13 protein-coding genes are annotated in these 21,953 nt (G+C 71.0%); 11 read left to right on the forward strand and 2 right to left on the reverse strand.

Annotated elements, in window-relative coordinates; all coding sequences use genetic code 11:
* The first annotated feature begins 174 nt into the window (after positions 1-174).
* The 11 genes from ABEA26_RS02845 to ABEA26_RS02895 all read left to right on the forward strand — a co-directional run bounded on the left by ABEA26_RS02845 (position 175) and on the right by ABEA26_RS02895 (position 15,839).
* The gene (locus ABEA26_RS02845) at positions 175-5,649 is read left to right on the forward strand and encodes a HAMP domain-containing protein (protein WP_345588851.1); all 5,475 of its coding nucleotides are present in this window, start codon (positions 175-177) and stop codon (positions 5,647-5,649) included.
* 464 nt (positions 5,650-6,113) lie between these two features.
* Positions 6,114-6,788, forward strand: coding sequence for a response regulator (locus ABEA26_RS02850; RefSeq protein WP_345588853.1), 675 nt, complete (start codon positions 6,114-6,116; stop codon positions 6,786-6,788).
* A 197-nt stretch (positions 6,789-6,985) separates the two neighbouring features.
* Positions 6,986-9,736, forward strand: a complete 2,751-nt coding sequence (locus ABEA26_RS02855) for a DNA translocase FtsK (protein ID WP_345588855.1) — start codon at positions 6,986-6,988, stop codon at positions 9,734-9,736.
* A 263-nt stretch (positions 9,737-9,999) separates the two neighbouring features.
* Positions 10,000-10,860 carry a helix-turn-helix domain-containing protein gene (locus ABEA26_RS02860; RefSeq protein WP_345588857.1) on the forward strand — a complete coding sequence of 287 codons (861 nt, stop codon included), beginning with the start codon at positions 10,000-10,002 and terminating at the stop codon, positions 10,858-10,860.
* A gap of 91 nt (positions 10,861-10,951) precedes the next feature.
* On the forward strand, positions 10,952-12,424 hold the full coding sequence (gene rimO, locus ABEA26_RS02865; RefSeq protein ID WP_345588859.1) for a 30S ribosomal protein S12 methylthiotransferase RimO: 1,473 nt from the start codon (positions 10,952-10,954) through the stop codon (positions 12,422-12,424).
* Positions 12,421-13,230 carry a CDP-diacylglycerol--glycerol-3-phosphate 3-phosphatidyltransferase gene (gene pgsA / locus ABEA26_RS02870; RefSeq protein WP_345588861.1) on the forward strand — a complete coding sequence of 270 codons (810 nt, stop codon included), beginning with the start codon at positions 12,421-12,423 and terminating at the stop codon, positions 13,228-13,230. The genes rimO and pgsA overlap by 4 nt, the downstream gene beginning before the upstream one ends.
* Positions 13,227-13,772, forward strand: a complete 546-nt coding sequence (locus ABEA26_RS02875) for a CinA family protein (RefSeq protein ID WP_345588863.1) — start codon at positions 13,227-13,229, stop codon at positions 13,770-13,772. The genes pgsA and ABEA26_RS02875 overlap by 4 nt, the downstream gene beginning before the upstream one ends.
* Before the next feature lie 109 nt (positions 13,773-13,881).
* Positions 13,882-14,262 (forward strand): helix-turn-helix domain-containing protein, encoded by a 381-nt coding sequence (locus tag ABEA26_RS02880; RefSeq protein WP_345588864.1) that lies wholly within the window; start codon positions 13,882-13,884, stop codon positions 14,260-14,262.
* A 224-nt stretch (positions 14,263-14,486) separates the two neighbouring features.
* Positions 14,487-14,957 carry a Dps family protein gene (locus tag ABEA26_RS02885; RefSeq protein ID WP_345588865.1) on the forward strand — a complete coding sequence of 157 codons (471 nt, stop codon included), beginning with the start codon at positions 14,487-14,489 and terminating at the stop codon, positions 14,955-14,957.
* Positions 14,958-14,964: 7 nt separating this feature from the next.
* The gene (locus tag ABEA26_RS02890; protein ID WP_345588866.1) at positions 14,965-15,297 is read left to right on the forward strand and encodes a hypothetical protein; all 333 of its coding nucleotides are present in this window, start codon (positions 14,965-14,967) and stop codon (positions 15,295-15,297) included.
* Positions 15,298-15,353: 56 nt separating this feature from the next.
* On the forward strand, positions 15,354-15,839 hold the full coding sequence (locus tag ABEA26_RS02895; RefSeq protein WP_345588867.1) for an SRPBCC family protein: 486 nt from the start codon (positions 15,354-15,356) through the stop codon (positions 15,837-15,839).
* 80 nt (positions 15,840-15,919) lie between these two features.
* Here the strand turns inward: ABEA26_RS02895 and ABEA26_RS02900 are convergent, their stop codons facing one another.
* Positions 15,920-16,759, reverse strand: a complete 840-nt coding sequence (locus ABEA26_RS02900; protein WP_345588868.1) for an Fpg/Nei family DNA glycosylase — start codon at positions 16,757-16,759, stop codon at positions 15,920-15,922.
* An 18-nt stretch (positions 16,760-16,777) separates the two neighbouring features.
* The gene (locus ABEA26_RS02905) at positions 16,778-21,757 is read right to left on the reverse strand and encodes an ATP-dependent helicase (RefSeq protein ID WP_345588870.1); all 4,980 of its coding nucleotides are present in this window, start codon (positions 21,755-21,757) and stop codon (positions 16,778-16,780) included.
* Positions 21,758-21,953: the final 196 nt, after the last annotated feature.

Raw genomic sequence — 21,953 nt, forward strand, 5'->3', positions numbered from 1 at the left:
TGAAGGTCAGGGCAGGTTGAATGCGCACCGAGTGCGGTGGGCAGCAGCCCTGGAAGCGGTCCGGCGAGCCGGTCCGGACCGTGCGGAAGCACGGAAGTACGCGGCAGTAACCGGCCCGCCGAGCGGTGGTGTCCGGGCACAGCGGTAACGGTCGACCCCTGCGGGAGGGACACAGTGGAGTCTGGCGCAGCGACGCGGGCCACGAAGACGCGCGCGAAAGGCGGACAGTCCCTGAGTAACCAGGGCAAAACGCGGGGTGGCAGTACGACGGTGGACACGGCCGCGCTGAATCGGCTGCTCGTGGCACTCGTGTCCATGCGGGAGGGGAACTTCCGCAAACGGCTGACGGTGTCCGGCGACGGTGTGATGTCGGAGATCGCGGCGGTCTTCAACGAGGTGGCCGACCGCAATCTCCATCTCACGGGTGAGCTGGCCCGGGTGCGGCGCATGGTCGGGCGTGAGGGAAAGCTCACGGAGCGGCTGGAGACAGGCGCCTGCGAGGGCTCGTGGGCGGCCGCGATCGACAACTCGAACGCGCTCGTGGACGACCTCGTACGGCCGGTCTCCGAAGTCAGCCGGGTGCTGTCGGCGGTGGCGGACGGTGACCTGTCGCCCCGTATGGAGCTGCGGACGCAGACGGCGGAGGGCGCCGGGCAACCGCTGCGCGGTGAGTTCCTGAAGGTCGGGCGGACCGTGAACAACCTGGTCGACCAGTTGTCGACGTTCACGGACGAGGTCACGCGGGTGGCCAGCGAGGTCGGGACCGAGGGCAAGCTGGGCGGACAGGCCCGGGTGCGCGGTATGTCCGGTTCGTGGAAGGATCTCACGGACTCCGTCAATACGATGGCGTACCGGCTCACCGCGCAGGTGCGGGACATCGCGCTGGTGACGACGGCGGTGGCCAAGGGTGATCTGTCCCGGAAGGTCACGGTTCACGTGGCCGGCGAGATGCTGGAGCTGAAGAACACCGTCAACACGATGGTGGACCAGCTGTCCGCGTTCTCGTCCGAGGTGACGCGCGTCGCTCGTGAGGTCGGCACCGAGGGCGCCCTGGGCGGGCAGGCGCAGGTGCCGGGCGTCGCCGGGGTGTGGAAGGAGCTCACGGACTCCGTCAACACCATGGCCGGGAACCTGACGGCCCAGGTGCGCGAGATCTCCCACGTGACGACCGCGGTCGCCAACGGCGACCTGTCGAAGAAGGTGACGGTGCCGGCCCGCGGCGAGGTCGCGCAGCTCGCCGAGACGATCAACCAGATGACCGAGACGCTGCGGATCTTCGCGGACGAGGTCACGCGCGTGGCGAACGAGACCGGCGGCGAGGGACAGCTCGGCGGCCAGGCGAACGTGCCGGGTGCGGCGGGGATCTGGAAGGACCTGACGGATTCCGTCAACACCGTCTTCCGGAACCTGACCACTCAGGTGCGCGACATCGCCGCGGTGACGACGGCGGTGGCCAACGGTGACCTGTCGCAGAAGGTCACGGTGGACGTGGCCGGCGAGATGCTGGAGCTGAAGAACACCGTCAACACGATGGTGGACCAGCTGTCCTCCTTCGGCGCCGAGGTCACCCGCGTGGCCCGCGAGGTCGGTGTCGAGGGTGAGCTGGGCGGTCAGGCGCAGGTGCCGGGTGCGGCGGGGACGTGGAAGGACCTGACGGATTCCGTCAACACCGCGTTCCGCAACCTCACCGGTCAGGTGCGCAACATCGCCCAGGTGACGACGGCGGTGGCCAACGGCGACCTGTCGCAGAAGGTCACCGTGGACGTCTCCGGCGAGATGCTCCAGCTGAAGAACACCGTGAACACGATGGTCGACCAGCTCTCCAGCTTCGCGGACCAGGTCACGCGGATGGCCCGGGACGTGGGTACGGAGGGCCGACTCGGCGGCCAGGCCCGCGTCGACGGCGTGTCGGGGACCTGGAAGGAGTTGACGGACTCCGTCAACTCGATGGCGGGGAATCTGACCTCCCAGGTGCGGAACATCGCCCAGGTGACGACGGCCGTGGCGCGGGGCGACCTGTCCCAGAAGATCGACGTCGACGCGCGTGGCGAGATCCTGGAGCTGAAGAACACCATCAACACGATGGTCGACCAGTTGTCGTCCTTCGCCGAGCAGGTCACCCGGGTGGCCCGCGAGGTGGGTACGGAGGGCCGCCTCGGCGGCCAGGCCCAGGTGCCCGGGGTCGCCGGCGTGTGGCGCGAACTGACCGACTCGGTGAACGGCATGGCCGGGAACCTGACCGGTCAGGTGCGCAACATCGCGCAGGTCGCGACGGCGGTGGCGCGCGGTGACCTGTCCCAGAAGATCACCGTGGACGCGCGCGGGGAGATCCTGGAGCTGAAGAACACCCTGAACACGATGGTGGACCAGCTGTCGTCGTTCGCGCAGGAGGTCACCCGGGTGGCCCGTGAGGTGGGTACCGAGGGCATCCTCGGCGGCCAGGCGGAGGTGCAGGGCGTCTCCGGCACCTGGAAGGACCTCACGCAGTCCGTGAACGGCATGGCCAACAACCTGACCATGCAGGTCCGCAACATCGCCGAGGTCACGACCGCCGTGGCCAAGGGCGACCTGTCGAAGAAGATCACCGTCGACGCCAAGGGCGAGATCCTCGAGCTGGTCACGACCGTCAACACGATGGTGGACCAGCTGTCGTCCTTCGCCGAGCAGGTCACCCGGGTGGCGCGTGAGGTGGGTACCGAGGGCATCCTCGGTGGTCAGGCGAGCGTGCCCGGCGTCGTGGGCATCTGGAAGGACCTCAACGACAACGTCAACCTGATGGCCAAGAACCTCACGGTCCAGGTGCGGAACATCTCCCAGGTGGCCGCGGCCGTCGCCAACGGCGACCTGACGCGGACGGTGACGATCGAGGCGCGCGGCGAGGTCGCGCAGCTCGCCGACACCTTCAACACCATGGTGCGGACGCTGCGGTCCTTCGCCGACCAGGTGACCAAGGTGGCCCGGGAGGTGGGCACCGACGGCATCCTGGGGGGCCAGGCACAGGTACCGGGGGTGGCGGGCACCTGGAAGGACCTCACCGAGTCGGTGAACCAGATGGCGTCCAACCTGACCGGCCAGGTCCGCAACATCGCCATGGTCACCACGGCCATCGCCAAGGGCGACCTGACCAAGAAGATCGACATCGACGCGCGCGGGGAGATCCTCGAGCTGAAGACGACCATCAACACGATGGTCGACCAGCTGTCCTCCTTCGCCGAGGAGGTCACCCGCGTGGCGCGCGAGGTGGGCACGGAGGGCCAGCTCGGCGGTCAGGCACGCGTGCGTGACGTCGACGGCACCTGGCGGGACCTGACCGAGTCCGTGAACGAGATGGCCGGGAATCTCACCCGGCAGGTGCGCGCCATCGCGCGCGTGGCGACCGCGGTGACGCGCGGCGACCTGAACCTGAAGATCGACGTGGACGCCTCCGGGGAGATCTCCGAGCTCCAGGACTACATCAACAAGATGATCGCCAACCTGCGCGACACCACGATCGCCAACAAGGAGCAGGACTGGCTCAAGGGCAATCTGGCGCGGATCTCCGCGCTGATGCAGGGCCGCCGGGACCTTCAGGACGTGGCCTCGCTGATCATGAGCGAGCTCACCCCGGTGGTCTCCGCGCAGCACGGGGCGTTCTTCCTCGCCATGCCCCACGTCGACGGCCAGGAGCAGGCGGGCACCCAGAGCGACCAGTACGAGCTGCGCATGCTCGGGTCGTACGGCTACTCGATGGGGTCCATGCCCACCTCGTTCCGGCCGGGGGAGGCACTGGTCGGGACGGCCGCCGAGGAGAAGCGCACGATCCTTGTGGAGAACGCGCCGAGCGGCTACCTGAAGATCTCCTCGGGGCTCGGGGAGGCCCCGCCCGCCCAGGTGATCGTCCTGCCGGTGCTGTTCGAGGGACAGGTGCTCGGCGTCATCGAACTGGCGTCCTTCACCCCGTTCACGCAGATCCAGAAGGACTTCCTCAACCAGATCGCCGAGATGATCGCGACGAGCGTCAACACCATCTCCGTCAACACCAAGACGGAGGTACTGCTGAAGCAGTCGCAGGAGCTGACCGAGCAACTGAGGGACCGGTCGGAGGAGTTGGAGCAGCGGCAGAAGGCGCTCCAGTCGTCCAACGCCGAGCTGGAGGAGAAGGCCGAGCTGCTGGCGCAGCAGAACCGCGACATCGAGGTGAAGAACACCGAGATCGAGGAGGCGCGGCAGGTCCTGGAGGAGCGCGCCGAGCAACTCGCGGTCTCCATGCGCTACAAGAGCGAGTTCCTGGCCAACATGTCGCACGAGCTGCGTACGCCGCTCAACTCGCTGCTGATCCTGGCCAAGCTGCTCGCCGACAACGCCGACGCCAACCTGTCCCCGAAGCAGGTCGAGTTCGCCGAGACGATCCACGGCGCCGGCTCCGACCTGCTCCAGCTCATCAACGACATCCTCGACCTGTCGAAGGTCGAGGCGGGCAAGATGGACGTCTCCCCGACGCGTATCGCGCTCGTCCAGCTCGTCGACTACGTGGAGGCCACGTTCCGGCCGCTGACCGCGGAGAAGGGCCTGGACCTGTCGGTGCGGGTGTCGCCGGAGTTGCCCGCCACGCTGCACACCGATGAGCAGCGCCTTCTCCAGGTGCTGCGCAACCTGCTGTCCAACGCGGTGAAATTCACCGACTCCGGAGCGGTCGAGCTGGTCATCCGGCCGGCCCGGGACGAGGTCCCGCAGGCCATCCGGGAGCAGCTGCTGGAGGCCGGTTCGACGACCGATCCCGACGCGCCGCTGATCGCGTTCTCCGTGAGCGACACCGGGATCGGGATCGCGGCGAGCAAGATGCGGGTGATCTTCGAGGCGTTCAAGCAGGCGGACGGCACCACCAGCCGCAAGTACGGCGGTACGGGGCTGGGGCTGTCCATCTCGCGGGAGATCGCGCAGCTGCTGGGCGGCGAGATCCACGCGCAGAGTGAGCCGGGCCGCGGGTCGACGTTCACGCTCTACCTGCCGATGCACCTGAGCGAGCTGCCCCCGCACGGCTACCAGCAGGCCATGCCGTCCCTGGAGGCGGGCGACCTGCTGGCGTCCTCGGGCGTCGCGGTCGAGCTGCCGGGGGCGCAGGTCGGGGTGCCCGCCGAGGTGAGGTCGTACCAGGACTCGCAGAACGTCGCGGCGGCGCTCTTCCGGCGCCGCCGCAGGGCGGTGGAGGCCGAGGAGCGGGCCGCGGCACGGGAGCAGCAGCCGGCCGCCGGGCAGGAGGAGGCGGCGCCGCAGTCGCACCGCGGGATCCGGTTCGGCGGCCAGAAGGTGCTGATCGTCGACGACGACATCCGCAACGTCTTCGCGCTCACCAGTGTCCTGGAGCAGCACGGCCTCTCCGTGCTGTACGCCGAGAACGGGCGCGAGGGCATCGAGGTCCTGGAGCAGCACGAGGACGTGGCGGTCGTCCTGATGGACATCATGATGCCCGAGATGGATGGGTACGCGACGACCACGGCGATCCGTCGGATGCCTCAGTTCGCCGGTCTGCCGATCATCGCGCTGACCGCGAAGGCGATGAAGGGCGACCGGGAGAAGGCGATCGAGTCGGGTGCCTCCGACTACGTGACGAAGCCGGTCGACCCCGATCACCTGCTGACGGTGATGAGGCAGTGGATGCGGGAGGAGTGAGGAGCAGGTTCGGACGGGACCGGACGACGCGTTCGGACGCCGTGCCCGCGGTACGTCCGGTCATGGTGCGCGTGGTACGCGCGGCGCGGTGTTCCCGGTACGCGCGGTCCGGTGTTCCCGGTGCGGACGGGCACCGTCCGCGCGGCACGTTCGGGCAGTGTGCGAGTGTGGGATTGCGCGTAAGTGGCGGGAACCTTCGGTGTTCACGCGGAGTTGCTGACTCAGTGTGCCCGAAGTCGTGTAGAAGTACGGGATTCGGGGAACCTTCTGGTCCCTCGATGCGTTTCTGCTACGTGCACAGTGACATCGCGGTGACAGGGTGTGGCGACAGGCGGGGTGCGGCTACGATGACCGGCACAAGGACGGGCGGCGCAAGGGAGTCGTCCCCTGGGGCGGCGCTCGCCGGTGCTGCCCCAAGTCCTGCGGACAGGGGAGGCCCCACGCCGGGGCGAGGAGGGCGGGCCATGGTGCAGAAGGCCAAGATCCTCCTGGTCGATGACCGGCCGGAGAATCTGCTGGCGCTGGAGGCGATCCTCTCGGCGCTCGATCAGACGCTGGTGCGGGCATCGTCCGGGGAGGAAGCGCTCAAAGCACTGCTCACGGACGACTTCGCGGTCATTCTGCTGGACGTCCAGATGCCGGGCATGGACGGTTTCGAAACGGCCGCGCACATCAAGCGACGGGAGCGGACCCGGGACATCCCGATCATCTTCCTCACCGCGATCAACCACGGCCCGCACCACACCTTCCGCGGGTACGCGGCGGGCGCGGTGGACTACATCTCCAAGCCGTTCGACCCGTGGGTGCTGCGTGCGAAGGTCTCCGTCTTCGTCGAGCTGTACATGAAGAACTGCCAGCTGCGCGAGCAGGCGGCCCTGCTGAGGCTCCAGTTGGAGGGTGGCGGCAAGGCCGCCGGCGGTGAGGCCAAGGAACCCGCGGGGCTGCTCGCCGAGCTGTCGGCGCGGCTGGCGGCCGTCGAGGAGCAGGCCGAGGCGCTCTCCAAGCAGCTGGGTGACGAGTCGACGGACGCGGCGGCGGTGGCTACGGCGGCACATCTGGAGCGCAAGCTCACCGGCCTGAGGAGGGCGCTGGACGCCCTGGAGCCGGGCTCGTCCGGAGGCCAGGCCGCGGTCAACTGAGCGCCGTCGGCGGGTCGGGCCGCGGTCGGCCGAGGGCTCCCGGTGGCCAGGACGGGGAAATCGGTGGGGCCGGCGCATGAGGGCCTGTCAGCGGCTGCGTCGGAGGCGTCAGTTCCGGACTTTCCTACGGGCGACACGAACGGGTGAAGCGGTGGGCACACGTGTCGACCGCCGCCTCCCCCGGTAACCTCACACCTATGGCCTCACGTCCCTCCGCAGCCAAGAAGCAGCCCGCGAAGAAGGCGGCCGCTCCGGCGAAGGCTCCGGCGAAGAAGGCCGTTGCGAAGAAGGCACCCGCTAAGAAGGCACCCGCCAAGAAGGCCGCGGCGAGGAAGCCCGCGCCAAAACCGGCGCCCAGCCCGACCGGCGGCGTGTACCGGCTCGCACGCGCCCTCTGGCTGGGCATCGCGCACGCCGTCGGCGCCGTCTTCCGCGGCATGGGGCAGGGCGCGAAGGGCCTCGACCCGGCGCACCGCAAGGACGGCGTCGCGCTGTTGCTGCTCGGCCTCGCGCTGATCGTCGCCGCGGGCACCTGGGCCGACCTCAGGGGCCCCGTCGGCGACCTCGTCGAGATCCTCGTGACCGGCGCCTTCGGCCGGCTGGACCTGCTCGTGCCGATCCTGCTCGGCGCCATCGCCGTGCGCCTGATCCGCCACCCCGAGAAACCCGAGGCCAACGGCCGGATCGTGATCGGGCTGTCCGCCCTCGTCATCGGTGTCCTCGGCCAGGTACACATCGCCTGCGGCTCACCGGCCCGCGGTGACGGCATGCAGGCCATAAGAGACGCCGGCGGCCTCATCGGCTGGGGCGCGGCGACCCCGCTGTCCTACACGATGACCGATGTCCTGGCCGTGCCGCTGCTCGTGCTGCTCACGGTCTTCGGGCTGCTGGTCGTCACGGCCACCCCGGTCAACGCCGTCCCGCAGCGGCTGCGGCTGCTCGGTGAACGGCTCGGCCTCGTCCGGGCCCCGGACACGGAGACCGACGCGTTCGGTGAGGACGACGAGCGCTACGAGGAGCAGTGGCGCGAGGCACTGCCCGCGAAGCCCCGCGGACGCGGGGGCCCGGCGGCGCAGCCGTACGACCCCGACGCGGCCGAGGAGGAGGTGCTCACGCGGCGTCGCGGCAGGCCCCGGCGATCCGCCGTACCGCAGCCCGAGATGAACCGGCCGATGGACGCCGTGGACGTCGCGGCCGCGGCCGCCGCCGCGCTCGACGGTGCCGTGCTGCACGGGATGCCGCCCTCGCCGCTGGTCGCCGACCTCACCCAGGGCGTGAGCACGGGGGACCGTGAGTCGACGCCGACCCCGACACCCGTGCCGGCCGCGCGCCCGCAGCCGGGAAAGCTCAGGCAGGACAAGGCGCGCAAGGACGACGCCGAGCAGGGCTCGGTGGTCGCCGACCTGACCAAGACCCCGCTCCCCAAGGAACGGGACCTGCCGCCGCGCGCCGAGCAGTTGCAGCTCTCCGGCGACATCACCTACGCCCTGCCGGCCCTCGACCTCCTCACCCGGGGCGGTCCCGGCAAGGCGCGCAGCGCCGCGAACGACGCCATAGTCGCCTCGCTGACCACCGTCTTCACCGAGTTCAAGGTTGACGCCGCTGTCACCGGCTTCACCCGCGGGCCGACGGTCACGCGCTACGAGGTCGAGCTCGGGCCCGCCGTGAAGGTAGAGCGGATCACCGCGCTGGCCAAGAACATCGCGTACGCCGTCGCCAGCCCCGACGTGCGGATCATCAGCCCGATCCCCGGCAAGTCCGCGGTCGGCATCGAGATCCCCAACACCGACCGGGAGATGGTCAACCTCGGCGACGTGCTGCGCCTCGCGGAGTCCGCCGAGGACGCCGACCCGATGCTGGTCGCCTTCGGCAAGGACGTCGAGGGCGGCTACGTCATGCACTCGCTGGCGAAGATGCCGCACATACTGGTCGCCGGTGCCACCGGTTCGGGCAAGTCGTCCTGTATCAACTGCCTGATCACCTCGGTCATGATGCGGGCGACCCCGGAGGACGTCCGGATGATCCTGGTCGATCCCAAGCGCGTCGAGCTGACCGCGTACGAGGGCATCCCGCACCTGATCACACCGATCATCACCAACCCGAAGCGGGCCGCGGAGGCGCTCCAGTGGGTCGTACGGGAGATGGACCTCCGCTACGACGACCTCGCCGCCTACGGCTACCGGCACATCGACGACTTCAACCGCGCGGTGCGCGAAGGCAAGGCCAAACCGCCCGAGGGCAGTGAGCGCGAGCTCCAGCCGTACCCGTACCTGCTGGTGATCGTGGACGAGCTGGCCGACCTGATGATGGTGGCGCCGCGGGACGTCGAGGACGCCATTGTGCGGATCACGCAGCTCGCGCGTGCGGCCGGCATCCATCTGGTGCTCGCCACCCAGCGGCCCTCCGTGGACGTCGTCACCGGCCTGATCAAGGCCAACGTGCCCTCCCGGCTGGCCTTCGCCACGTCCTCCCTGGCCGACTCGCGGGTCATCCTCGACCAGCCCGGCGCCGAGAAGCTGATCGGCAAGGGTGACGGCCTGTTCCTGCCGATGGGCGCGAACAAGCCGACCCGTATGCAGGGCGCGTTCGTGACCGAGGAGGAGGTCGCGGTCGTCGTCCAGCACTGCAAGGACCAGATGGCGCCCGTCTTCCGGGAGGACGTCACCGTCGGTACCAAGCAGAAGAAGGAGATCGACGAGGACATCGGTGACGACCTCGACCTGCTGTGCCAGGCGGCCGAGCTGGTCGTCTCCACGCAGTTCGGGTCGACCTCCATGCTGCAGCGCAAGCTGCGCGTCGGCTTCGCCAAGGCCGGGCGTCTGATGGACCTGATGGAGTCGCGGAGCATCGTCGGGCCGAGCGAGGGATCGAAGGCTCGTGACGTTCTTGTGAAGCCTGACGAGCTGGACGGCGTGCTCGCGCTGATCCGGGGGGAGTCTGAAGAGTAGGGAACGGCACGCGCGTGTTCCCCGGCGGTGAGAGTCACGGCGGCCCGGTGGCCGATCGTGACTCACCCGTTAGGGATCACCGGGCAACCGTTCTCCCATGGCGTACGTCAAGTTCAGGGAAACGACAAACAGGTAATACACCATCGGGACGCGGGGCCATTCCGATGGCGTACAAAGTACGACCGTCCGGTTGCCCCACCGGTTTGTACCCCCCCTAGACTGAACGTCCAGCGCAGGCGGCCATACGCTCGAAAGGCGCCCCCGTGTCCAACGGCAACTCCCCCGAAGACGAGCGTCCGATCGAAGACGTGTCCCAAGGCGTCTCTGAGGACGTTTCCGAGGAAGCCCGCCCCTCCGTCGGCCGTGTTCTGCAGCAGGCGCGGGTCGCCGCCGGGTTGACCGTCGACGACATCAGCAACGCCACCCGCGTCCGCATCGCCATCGTGCACGCCATCGAGGCGGACGACTTCGCGCCCTGCGGCGGTGACGTGTACGCGCGCGGTCACATCAGGACCCTGGCCAAGGCGGTCGGACTCGACCCCGCCGAACTGCTCGCGCGGTTCGACGCCGCGCACGGAGGGCGCCCGGCGCCGACCCCGGCCGCGCCCCTGTTCGAAGCGGAACGCATCCGTCCCGAGCGGCGCGGACCCAACTGGACCGCTGCCATGGTCGCGGCGATCGTGGCGGTGATCGGTTTCGTCGGCTTCACGTTCGTCAAGGGCGGAGACGACGGATCCGAGGCGAGCGTCGCCGAGGGAGACCAGCCGGCGGCCGGCGAGTCCCCCTCGTCGAGCGCGAAGCCGAAGAAGCCGGCCGACCCCAAGCCGGACCCGACCGACAGCGCGATCGCCGCGGCCCCGCGGGACAAGGTGACGGTCAAGGTCAGCGCCACCGACGGCCGCAGCTGGATCTCCGCCAAGGACCACAACGGCCGGCTGCTCTTCGACGGCCTCCTCAAGCAGGGCGACTCCAAGACCTTCCAGGACAACGAGAAGGTCAACCTCGTCCTCGGCGACGCCGGCGCGATCCAGTTGTACGTCAACGGCAAGAAGATCGACGACGACTTCCAGCCGGGCTCCGTGGAACGTCTGACGTACACGAAGGGCGACCCGCAGGTCGGATAGGGCACGGAAAACACCGGCGCGGACGGGGTCGACCAGGATCGGGCAACCCCGTCGACGTGGGCTGTCGGCGGGACGAAGTAGTCTTGAGCCCATGCCTGAAAGCCGTACCGTCGCACTCGTCACCCTTGGCTGCGCCCGTAACGAGGTGGACTCGGAGGAGCTCGCAGGCCGTCTGGAGGCGGACGGCTGGAAGCTCGTCGAGGACGCCGAGGAAGCGGACGTCGCCGTCGTGAACACGTGCGGCTTCGTCGAGGCCGCGAAGAAGGACTCCGTCGACGCCCTCCTGGAGGCCAACGACCTCAAGGGCCACGGCAGAACGCAGGCCGTGGTGGCGGTGGGCTGCATGGCCGAGCGGTACGGCAAGGAGCTCGCCGAGGCCCTTCCCGAGGCCGACGGTGTACTCGGCTTCGACGACTACACCGACATCTCCGACCGCCTGCAGACCATCCTGAACGGCGGCATCCACGCCGCTCACACCCCGCGCGACCGACGCAAGCTGCTGCCGATCAGCCCCGCCGAGCGGCAAGAGGCCGGCGCCTCGGTCGCCCTGCCCGGGCACGGCCCCACCGACCTTCCCGAAGGCGTCGCCCCGGCCTCGGGGCCCCGCGCGCCGCTGCGCCGCCGCTTGGACGGCTCCCCGGTCGCCTCGGTGAAGCTGGCCTCCGGCTGCGACCGGCGCTGTTCGTTCTGCGCCATCCCGTCCTTCCGCGGCTCCTTCATCTCACGCCGCCCGAGCGACGTGCTGAACGAGACCCGGTGGCTGGCCGAGCAGGGCGTCAAGGAGATCATGCTGGTCTCCGAGAACAACACCTCCTACGGCAAGGACCTCGGCGACATCCGCCTGCTGGAGTCGCTGCTGCCCAACCTCGCGGACGTCGACGGCATCGAGCGGGTGCGTGTCAGCTACCTCCAGCCGGCCGAGATGCGTCCCGGCCTCATTGAGGTGCTGACGTCCACCCCCAAGGTCATGCCCTACTTCGACCTGTCCTTCCAGCACTCCGCTCCGAACGTGCTGCGCGCGATGCGCCGCTTCGGTGACACCGACCGCTTCCTGGAGCTGCTTGACACGATCCGGAGCAAGGCCCCCGAGGCCGGCGTGCGCTCCAACTTCATCGTGGGCTTCCCCGGCGAGTCCGAGGCCGACCTCGCCGAGCTGGAGCGGTTCCTGAACCACGCACGGCTCGACGCCATCGGCGTCTTCGGATACTCCGACGAGGAGGGCACCGAGGCGGCGACCTACGGCGACAAGGTGGACGAGGACGTCGTCGCGGAGCGGCTGGCACGGGTGTCCCGTCTGGCCGAGGAACTCGTCTCGCAGCGGGCCGAGGAGCGTGTCGGCGCGACAGTGCGCGTGCTCGTCGAGTCCGTCGACGAGGCGGACGGGGTGCGCGGCCGCGCGGAGCACCAGGCGCCCGAGACGGACGGCCAGGTGCTGCTCACGAGCGGCGAAGGCCTCGGTGTCGGTCGTATGGTCGATGCGAAGGTGGTCGGAACGGAGGGTGTCGACCTGGTGGCCGAACCGCTGCCGGGATCACCCGAGTGGAGTGAGGAGACCGGCAGATGACCGGAGTCCCGGCGTCCGCGGCGGGCGGCTCCTCCAGTGCGCGCAGGCCCGGCCCGCGTGGTGCCTCGGGCGCCGCGCAGGAACCGGGGGAGCGCTCGGCCACCGGGGCGCGTGCGACTCCGGCGGAGCGTACGACCCCGGGGGGCGCCGTGGAACGCGGCGCGACCGAGGGCAGTGCCGGCGGGCGGGGTGGCAAGATCGCGGCCGCCGCCGTCAACCAGGCGAGCGTCTGGAACGTCGCCAATCTGCTGACGATGCTCCGGCTGCTCCTCGTGCCGGCTTTCGTCGCCCTGTTGCTCGGCAACGGCGGGTACGACCCGGCCTGGCGCTCCTTCGCCTGGGCGGCCTTCGCCGTCGCCATGATCACCGACCTCTTCGACGGCCACCTGGCGCGTACGTACAACCTCGTCACCGACTTCGGGAAGATCGCCGACCCCATCGCCGACAAGGCGATCATGGGCGCGGCGCTCGTCTGTCTGTCCGTGCTGGGCGACCTGCCGTGGTGGGTGACCGCCGTCATCCTCGGCCGGGAACTCGGGATCACCGTGCTGCGTTTCGTGGTCATCCGGTACGGCGTCATCCCCGCGAGCCGGGGCGGCAAGATAAAGACCCTCACGCAGGGCATCGCCGTCGGCATGTACGTCCTGGCGCTGACGGGGCCGCTGGCCACCCTGAGGTTCTGGGTGATGGCGGCGGCGGTCGTCCTGACCGTGGCGACCGGGCTGGACTACGTGAAACAGGCCATTGTGCTGCGCCGCCAGGGAATCGCCGAGCGCAGAGCGGCGTTGAAGGAGACGGAAGTTTGAGTTCCACGGCCGCCGACGTGGTGCGGCTACTCACGGTCAAGGGCGAGACCCTCGCGGTCGCCGAGTCACTGACCGGTGGAATGGTGGCATCCGCGATCACGGCGGTCCCCGGGGCCTCCAAGGCCTTCCGGGGGTCCGTCACCGCCTACGCGACGGAGCTGAAGCGGGAGATGCTCGGCGTCGACGCCGCCGTTCTCGCGGCGCGTGGAGCGGTGGATGCGCAGGTCGCTGCCCAGATGGCGGCGGGCGTGCGCAAGACGCTGGGTGCCGACTGGGGTATCGCGACGACGGGCGTCGCCGGCCCGGATCCACAGGACGGACAGCCCGTCGGGACGGTCTTCGTGGCCGTCGCCGGGCCCGTCGGAGTAGACGATGCTTCCGCCTCTGGCGGAAAAGTGGAGGCCCTGCGGTTGAACGGCGACCGCGCGGAAATTCGTATGGAGAGTGTACGGAGCGTACTCGCACTCCTTTTGAGGGAGCTTGCGGGCGAACAGACCGGGAATGAGCGGGCACAGGATACGGAACGGAACGGGGGGTTTTGATGTTTGCAGCCCTGAGTGAACACGACATCGCTCCCCGCACGGCCGCGGCGCGAGGCGGTACGGTGGGGCGTGAAGGATGCGGTTACACGGTCCGAGGAGGGAGCGACCGATGATTCTGCTCCGTCGCCTGCTGGGTGACGTGCTGCGTCGGCAGCGCCAACGCCAGGGCCGTACGCTGCGCGAAGTCTCCTCGTCCGCCCGAGTCTCACTCGGCTATCTCTCCGAGGTGGAGCGGGGGCAGAAGGAGGCGTCTTCCGAGCTGCTCTCCGCCATCTGCGACGCGCTGGACGTACGGATGTCCGAGCTCATGCGGGAAGTGAGTGACGAACTGGCCCTCGCCGAGCTGGCCCAGTCCGCTGCGGCCACGCCCAGCGAGTCCGTGCCCGCGCCGGTGCGTCCAATGCTGGGTTCGGTTTCGGTGACCGGTGTGCCACCGGAACGGGTGACCATCAAGGCGCCCGCCGAGGCAGTGGACGTCGTCGCCGCCTGAGCGTTGAGAACGTGTGCGTGTGAGGCCCCGGCCGGGGTCTCTCCGGGAGACCGGAGAGGTGCGGTCGGGGTTTTTGCGTGCGTGGGTGAGTTCTCGGAGTGGGTGGGACGGTCCTCGTGGGGAGGGGCGAGGGGCTTCGGCGGGGACTTCGCCCGGTTTGCCGGTCCCCGGTGGTGCGGTCATCGTGGAGGGACATGGCCGGGGGGCGACCGACGGAGGCGTGGATGTACGTCGTGAAGAGCCCGTTGTCCGACGCGAACCTGAAGACCGTCTCCGAGGCGTTGCAAGGTGGCCTCGTCGACCTGGTGGACCTGGCCCTGGTGGCGAAGCAGATCCACTGGAACGTGGTCGGTCCTCGGTTCCGCTCCGTACACCTCCAGCTCGACGAACTCGTCGGGACCGCGCGCACGCACTCCGACACCGTGGCGGAGCGCGCCTCGGCGCTCGGCGTCTCCCCGGACGGGCGTGCCGCGACGGTGGCCGTCGGCAGCGGCATCGGCGTGACCCCGGAAGGATGGGTCGACGACACGGCCGCGGTGCAGACGATCGTGGACGCCCTGGGCGCGGTGATCGGGCGGATGCGGGAGAGGATCGCCGCGACCGGGGACCCTGATCCGGTGAGCCAGGACATCTTCATCCAGATCACGGCCGACCTCGAGAAGCAGCACTGGATGTTCCAGGCCGGAAACGGATGACGCGAGGATGGCGCGGGCACGGACGGTTCGCCGGGCGGCCGCGCTGGGGCTCGGCGTGCTCTGGTGGTGGGCCGTGCTCCGTCTGGCGCTGGCGCCCGGCGCCGGGGTGCTCGAAGGGGCGGTCGCGGTCGGCGGCTGGGGACTGAGCGTGCTGCCGGTGCACTGTGTACCGCGGCGCCTGGCCGCCGGGGCCGTGGAAGCGGGCCAGTGGCGCCGCGCCCTGCGTACGGCGGTGGGCGCGGATGTCCCGGCAGTGCCGCGTCGCCCCCGGCCGGCGGGGGGTTCGGGCTCGGGCTCGGGCCCTTCCGACTCCGGCCGGTCCGGCCCGGGCGGGTCGTGATCCAGGGCTGCCGATGCGGAACCCGAGGCGCACGACTCGACGGAAGGAGAGAGCGGATGAGTGTCACCAGCCTGGACAAGGATCTCGACAACCTGGCCTTCACCCTGACCGCCGACTTCCCCTCCCCCATCGAGCGGGTGTGGCGGTTGTGGTCCGACCCGAGGCAGCTGGAGCGTTGGTGGGGCCCGCCGGCCTACCCGGCGACGGTGGAGGCGTATGACCTGACTCCGGGCGGAGGCGTCACGTACTTCATGACCGGCCCGGACGGCGACACGCGTCGCGGGTGGTGGCGGGTCACCTCGGTCGTTGCGCCCGCGTCCCTGGAGTTCACCGACGGATTCGCCGACGCGGACGGCGTGCCGAGCGCGGGCAAGCCGACGACCGCGACCCGGGTGACGCTCACCGAGCGGGACGGCGGCACCCGCATGGAGATGCGCTCGGTCTTCGACACCCGGGAGCAGATGGACCAGCTCGCGGAGATGGGGATGGAGGAGGGACTGCGCGAGGCGGTCGGCCAGATGGACGCCCTGCTCGCCGGCTGAACTCGCCGGTTGAACGCGCGGGGCTGGACTCGAGGGCTGAGCCTGGTGGTCGAACGGGCGGGCCGAGCCTGCCGGTCGAGTCACCCGGTCCCGCGTCGCGGCGGCGCACCGGCGAAGTCACCCGGGTACGGTGCGGGCCCGGCCTGGCAGGTCGGACACCAGTACGTGGGTCGCTCGCGGGAGCCGTCGTCCTGGTTCGCCACGCGCACCGGCGTGCCGCAGCGCAGACAGGGGCGGGGCGCGCGGCCGTACACGAACAGGTCCTGGCCACGCAGGCCTGTCGTCCGGCGGACCGGGCGGTCGCGGTTGGCCTCCAGAAGCCTCTTCGCGTACGCGGCCAGCTTCACGGCGTGAGCGGTGGGCAGGTCGCCGACGGGGAGCCAGGGAGTGACGCCGAGCAGGAAGCAGAGCTCGCACTTGTAGACGTTGCCGATACCGGCGAGATTGCGCTGGTCGAGCAGGGCCTCGCCGAGAGGGCGGGCGGGCTCCGCGCACAGGTTGGCCAGGGCCTGCTCGGGATCCCAGTCCGGGCCCAGCAGGTCGGGCCCGAGGTGGCCGACGGCGCGCTCTTCGTCGGCGGTGCGCAGGAGCTCCAGCACCGGGAGGCGGTAGCCGACGGCCGTGCGGTCGGTGGTGCCGAGAATCGCCCGGATCTGGTGCGCCGGGCCGCCGCTCCAGCGCTGACCGGCCGCGAACACCTTCCAGGAACCGTCCATCCGCAGGTGCGAGTGCACCGTCAGGCCGCCCTCCACGCGGGTGAGCAGGTGCTTGCCGCGCGGGGTGACGTCCAGCACCTTACGGCCGGTGAGGTCGGCCGTGGCGTACCGGGGCACACGGAAGTCGCTACGGGTCAGGACCTTGCCCGCGAGGGCTTCGTGCAGCCGCCGCGCGGCCTGCCGGACCGTGTCTCCTTCGGGCATGGGTCAAGGGTGACAGGCTCAGGCTCTGACGCGCAGGCCGCGCGGGGTGGCGATGAACCCCGCCTCCTCCAGCAGGGGACCGAAGGGGGAGGTCAGAGCCGCTGTGCCGTTGACGCGCTCCACCGTGACCGTGCCGAGGGAACCGGCGAGGGCGGCCGAGGCGAGTGCCTCGGTGGCCGCGCGCAGACGGATGTCGTCGACGGGCGGACCGTCCGACACCGAGGGCCAGAGCAGGAGTGTCTTGCCGCCGCGCTCCATGTAGAGCGCGGGCTCCCCCTCCACGAGTACCACCAGGGAGCCCGCCTTGCGGCCCGGCTTGTGCGTGGCGCCGGACGGGGGCTCGGGCCACGTGAGGGCCGCGCCGTACGCGTTCGCCGGGTCGGCGGCGGCCAGGACGACGGCCGCCGGACCGGCGGAGGGACGGCCACGACGGCCCGCGAAACCGGCGTCGTACGAGCCGCGATGGCCACGCCCGTGCGCACCGCCCCCGCGCGGACCGCCGGCGCCCGGTTCGGCGTAGTCACGGGGGGAGATGTGGTCGTCCCGGGAGGGCGGAGGGGGCGGGGAAGCAGCGAAGAGGTCGCCGGGTTGGTCCCGGGCACCGGTGTCCCCGTGACCACTGGGCGGGAAGTCGTCGAAGGGGAGGTCACCGGAGGCGGGATCACCTGAGCCGACTGAGCCGTACGAGCCGTCGGTTGCGGTGTGGTCCTCGAGACCGTTGCCGGTGAAGTCCGGCCGTCCGGGCGGGCCCTCGCGGCGCTCGCGGGCGTTCGAGACCGCGCGCAGCCGGTCCACGGCACCCTCCATGGCGAACTGCGCCGCGCCGAGCCCCTCGACGACGTAGCCACGCCGGGCCTGACCGCTTTCCTCGAAGGCGGCCAGGATGCGGTACACCGCCGAGAAGCCGCCTTCGACGCCCTCGGCGGCGACGGCGCCGCGGGTCACCACGCCGTGCCGGTCGAGGAGCGTGCGGGCCAGAGCGTGGGCCCGCACCGTGGTGTCGCCCTCGCGCGCAGAGAGTAGCGACCAGCGGCCCGCGACGGTCGGCGGGCCGGTGCGGGACGCGGGGCGGGCGGCGGCCGTCAGCGAGCCGTAGCGTCCGCGGGGCACCGCGCGCTTGGCGCGGTGGGCGGTGGAGCCGGCGGTGCGGCCGGAGCCCAGCAGGGACCGCAGGGGCGCGAGGGTGTCGTTCGTCAGCCGTCCCGACCAGGCCAGGTCCCACAGGACGTCGGCCAGCTGGGGATCGGTGACGTCCGGGTGGGTGGTGGCGCGGACCTGGTCGGTGATCTGCCGGAAGAACAGGCCGTAGCCGCCGGAGAGGATGTCGAGCACGGACTGGTGGAGGGCGGTCGGCTCCAGGGGGTGCGGGGGCGGCAGCAGCAGCGGGGCGGCGTCCGCGAGGTAGAGGGAGACCCAGCCGTCCTTCCCGGGGAGCGACCCGGCCCCCGCCCACACCACCTCGCCGGCGGCCGTGAGCTCGTCCAGCATCGCCGGGTTGTAGTTGGCCACCCGGGAGGGCAGAACCAGTTTTTCGAGGGCGGAGGCGGGCACGGAGGCACCCTGCAACTGCTCGACGGCGCGGACCAGTCCGTCTGTGCCGCGCAGTGCGTGCCCCTTGCCGATGTGCTGCCACTGGGGCAGGAACTGCCCGAGTGCGGGCGGCGGCACCGGCTCCAGCTCGTGCCGCAGCGCGGCCAGGGAACGGCGACGCAGCCGGCGCAGTACGGTCGCGTCGCACCACTCCTGGCCGATACCGGCCGGATGGAACTCGCCCTGCACGACCCGACCCGCCGCGGCGAGCCGCTGCAAGGCGCCCTCGGTGACCGCGATGCCCAGGCCGAAGCGGGCCGCCGCGGTGACCGACGTGAAAGGGCCGTGGGTGCGGGCGTGACGCGCGAGGAGGTCGCCGAGGGGGTCCTTGACCGGCTCGGTGAAGGCCTCGGGCACGCCCACGGGCAGCGCCGTGCCCAGCGCGTCGCGCAGCCGGCCCGCGTCCTCGATCGCCGCCCAGTGGTCGCTGCCGGCGATACGCACCCTGATCGCGCGGCGGGCGGCGGCCAGCTCCTGGGCCCACTGTGGCTCTGCTCCCCGCTCGGCGAGCTCGGCGTCCGTGAGCGGGCCGAGCAGCCGCAGCCGGTCAGCGACGCCCTCCGGGTCCTTGACGCGACGGTCCTCGGTGAGCCACTGGAGCTCGCGCTCCAGCTCGGTGAGCACCTCCGCGTCGAGCAGTTCGCGCAGCTCCGCCTGGCCCAGCAGCTCGGCCAGCAGCCGTGAGTCCAGGGAGAGGGCGGCGGCCCGGCGCTCGGCGAGCGGCGAGTCCCCCTCGTAGAGGAACTGGGCGACGTATCCGAAGAGGAGGGAGCGGGCGAACGGGGACGGCTCCGGGGTGGTGACCTCGACCAGGCGTACCTTGCGGGCCTCCAGGTCGCCCATCAGCTCGACCAGGCCGGGCACGTCGAAGACGTCCTGGAGGCACTCGCGGACCGCCTCCAGGACGATCGGGAACGATCCGTACTCGCTCGCCACCTCCAGCAGTTGAGCGGCGCGCTGGCGCTGCTGCCACAGCGGGGTCCGTTTGCCGGGGCTGCGGCGCGGCAGCAGCAGCGCGCGGGCCGCGCACTCGCGGAAGCGGGACGCGAACAGGGCCGAGCCGCCCACCTGGTCGGTGACGACCCGGTCGACCTCGCCCTTGTCGAAGACGACGTCGCCCGCGCCGACGGGCGCCTGTTCGGCGTCGTACTCCAGGCCTGGCTTGGCCGGCTCCTGGTCGGGCAGGTCGAGGCTCATCAGGTCGGCGTCCGGCAGGCGCAGCACGATGCCGTCGTCGGCGTGCATGACCTGGGCGTCCATGCCGTACCGCTCCGACAGCCGGGCGCCGAGCGCGAGGGCCCAGGGGGCGTGCACCTGGGCACCGAAGGGGGAGTGGACCACGACCCGCCAGTCGCCCAGCTCGTCCCGGAAGCGCTCGACGACGATGGTGCGGTCGTCGGGGACGTGGCCGCAGGCCTCGCGTTGCTCGTCGAGGTAGCCCAGGACGTTGTCCGCGGCCCAGGCGTCCAGGCCCGCGGTGACCAGGCGCAGCCGGGCGTCCTCCGCGGAGAGGGAACCGACCTCGCGCAGGAACGCGCCCAGTGCGCGGCCCAGCTCCAGGGGGCGGCCCAGCTGGTCGCCCTTCCAGAACGGCAGCCGGCCCGGCACGCCCGGAGCGGGGGAGACCAGGACCCGGTCGCGCGTGATGTCCTCGATCCGCCAGGAGCTGGTGCCGAGCGTGAAGACGTCCCCGATACGGGACTCGTAGACCATCTCCTCGTCCAGTTCGCCGACCCGGCCGCCGCCCTTCTTCGGATCGGCCCCGGCGAGGAAGACCCCGAAGAGCCCGCGGTCGGGGATGGTGCCGCCGGAGGTGACGGCGAGGCGCTGCGCGCCCGGGCGGCCGGTGACCGTCCCCGCGACCCGGTCCCACACCACGCGCGGGCGCAGCTCGGCGAAGGCGTCGGACGGGTAGCGGCCCGCGAGCATGTCCAGGACGGCGGTGAAAGCCGACTCCGGCAGCGATGCGAAGGGGGCGGCACGGCGGACGGTGGCGAGCAGGTCGTCGACCTGCCAGGTGTCCAGCGCCGTCATCGCCACGAGCTGCTGCGCCAGCACGTCCAGCGGGTTGGCCGGGACTCTGAGCGCCTCGATGGCGCCGCTGCGCATCCGCTCCGTGACGACGGCGGCCTGCACCAGGTCGCCGCGGTACTTGGGGAAGACGACGCCCGTGGACACGGCGCCGACCTGGTGCCCCGCGCGGCCGACGCGCTGGAGGCCGGAAGCGACGGAGGGCGGTGACTCTACCTGGACCACGAGATCGACGGCGCCCATGTCGATGCCCAGTTCCAGGCTGGAGGTGGCGACCACCGCGGGCAGGCGGCCCGCCTTGAGGTCTTCCTCGACGAGGGCGCGCTGCTCCTTGGAGACCGAGCCGTGGTGGGCGCGGGCGATCACGGGCGGGGCGCCCTGCGCGGCCCCCGAGCCGCCCATGAGTTCGGCGGGGGAGTGGTGCTCGTCCAGGGGCTCGCCGGTCGCCCGTTCGTACGCGATCTCGTTGAGCCTGTTGCACAGGCGCTCGGCCAGGCGGCGGGAGTTGGCGAAGACGATCGTGGAGCGGTGCGACTGGACGAGGTCGGTGATCCGCTCCTCGACGTGCGGCCAGATCGACGGCCGCTCGGCGCCCTCGTTGCCGTCCGCGACCGGGGAGCCGCCCAGCTCGCCCAGGTCCTCCACCGGGACGACGACGGACAGGTCGAACTCCTTCCCCGAGTCCGGCTGGACGATCTGCACCTTCCCGCGCGGCGCGAGGAACCGGGCGACCTCGTCCACCGGGCGGACCGTCGCCGAGAGGCCGATGCGGCGGGCCGGCTTCGGGAGCAGCTCGTCCAGCCGCTCCAGGGTGAGCGCGAGATGGGCGCCGCGCTTGGTGCCCGCGACCGCGTGCACCTCGTCCAGGATCACCGTCTCGATGCCGGTCAGCGCTTCGCGCGTGGCCGAGGTCAGCATCAGGAACAGGGATTCCGGGGTGGTGATCAGGATGTCCGGCGGGCGGGTGGACAGGGCACGGCGCTCGGCGGCCGGAGTGTCACCCGAACGGATGCCGACCTTGACCTCGGGCTCGGGCAGACCGAGGCGTACGGACTCCTGGCGGATGCCGGTCAGCGGGCTGCGGAGATTGCGCTCGACGTCGACGGCCAGGGCCTTGAGCGGGGAGACATACAGGACGCGGCAGCGCTTCTTGGGATCGGCGGGCGGGGGCGCCGACGCCAACTGGTCCAGGGCGGCGAGGAAGGCGGCCAGCGTCTTGCCGGAGCCGGTCGGGGCGACCACCAGCACGTCCGAGCCCTCCGAGATGGCCTGCCACGCGCCGGCCTGGGCGGCGGTGGGCGCGGAGAAGGCCCCCGTGAACCAGTCGCGGGTCGCGGGGGAGAAGCCGTCCAGGGCTCGGTGTGCGGAGCTGACCATGGATCCATCGTGCACCCGGGCACTGACAATCGGCCTGAGCTGCGCGAATGCCGGGCCGTGGCTTGAGTAGCGGCTCGCCGGGGAGCTCGGGAGCAGCCCGTTCGCGCTGTTCCGCGGCTTCCGGCCCGCCTACGGCATGCCGCGCCACACCTGGCCGGCCACCGCAGGCATACGGGGCATGGGCGGGCGGGCCGGG

This window comes from Streptomyces marokkonensis (assembly GCF_039539045.1).
Classification (GTDB): domain Bacteria; phylum Actinomycetota; class Actinomycetes; order Streptomycetales; family Streptomycetaceae; genus Streptomyces; species Streptomyces marokkonensis.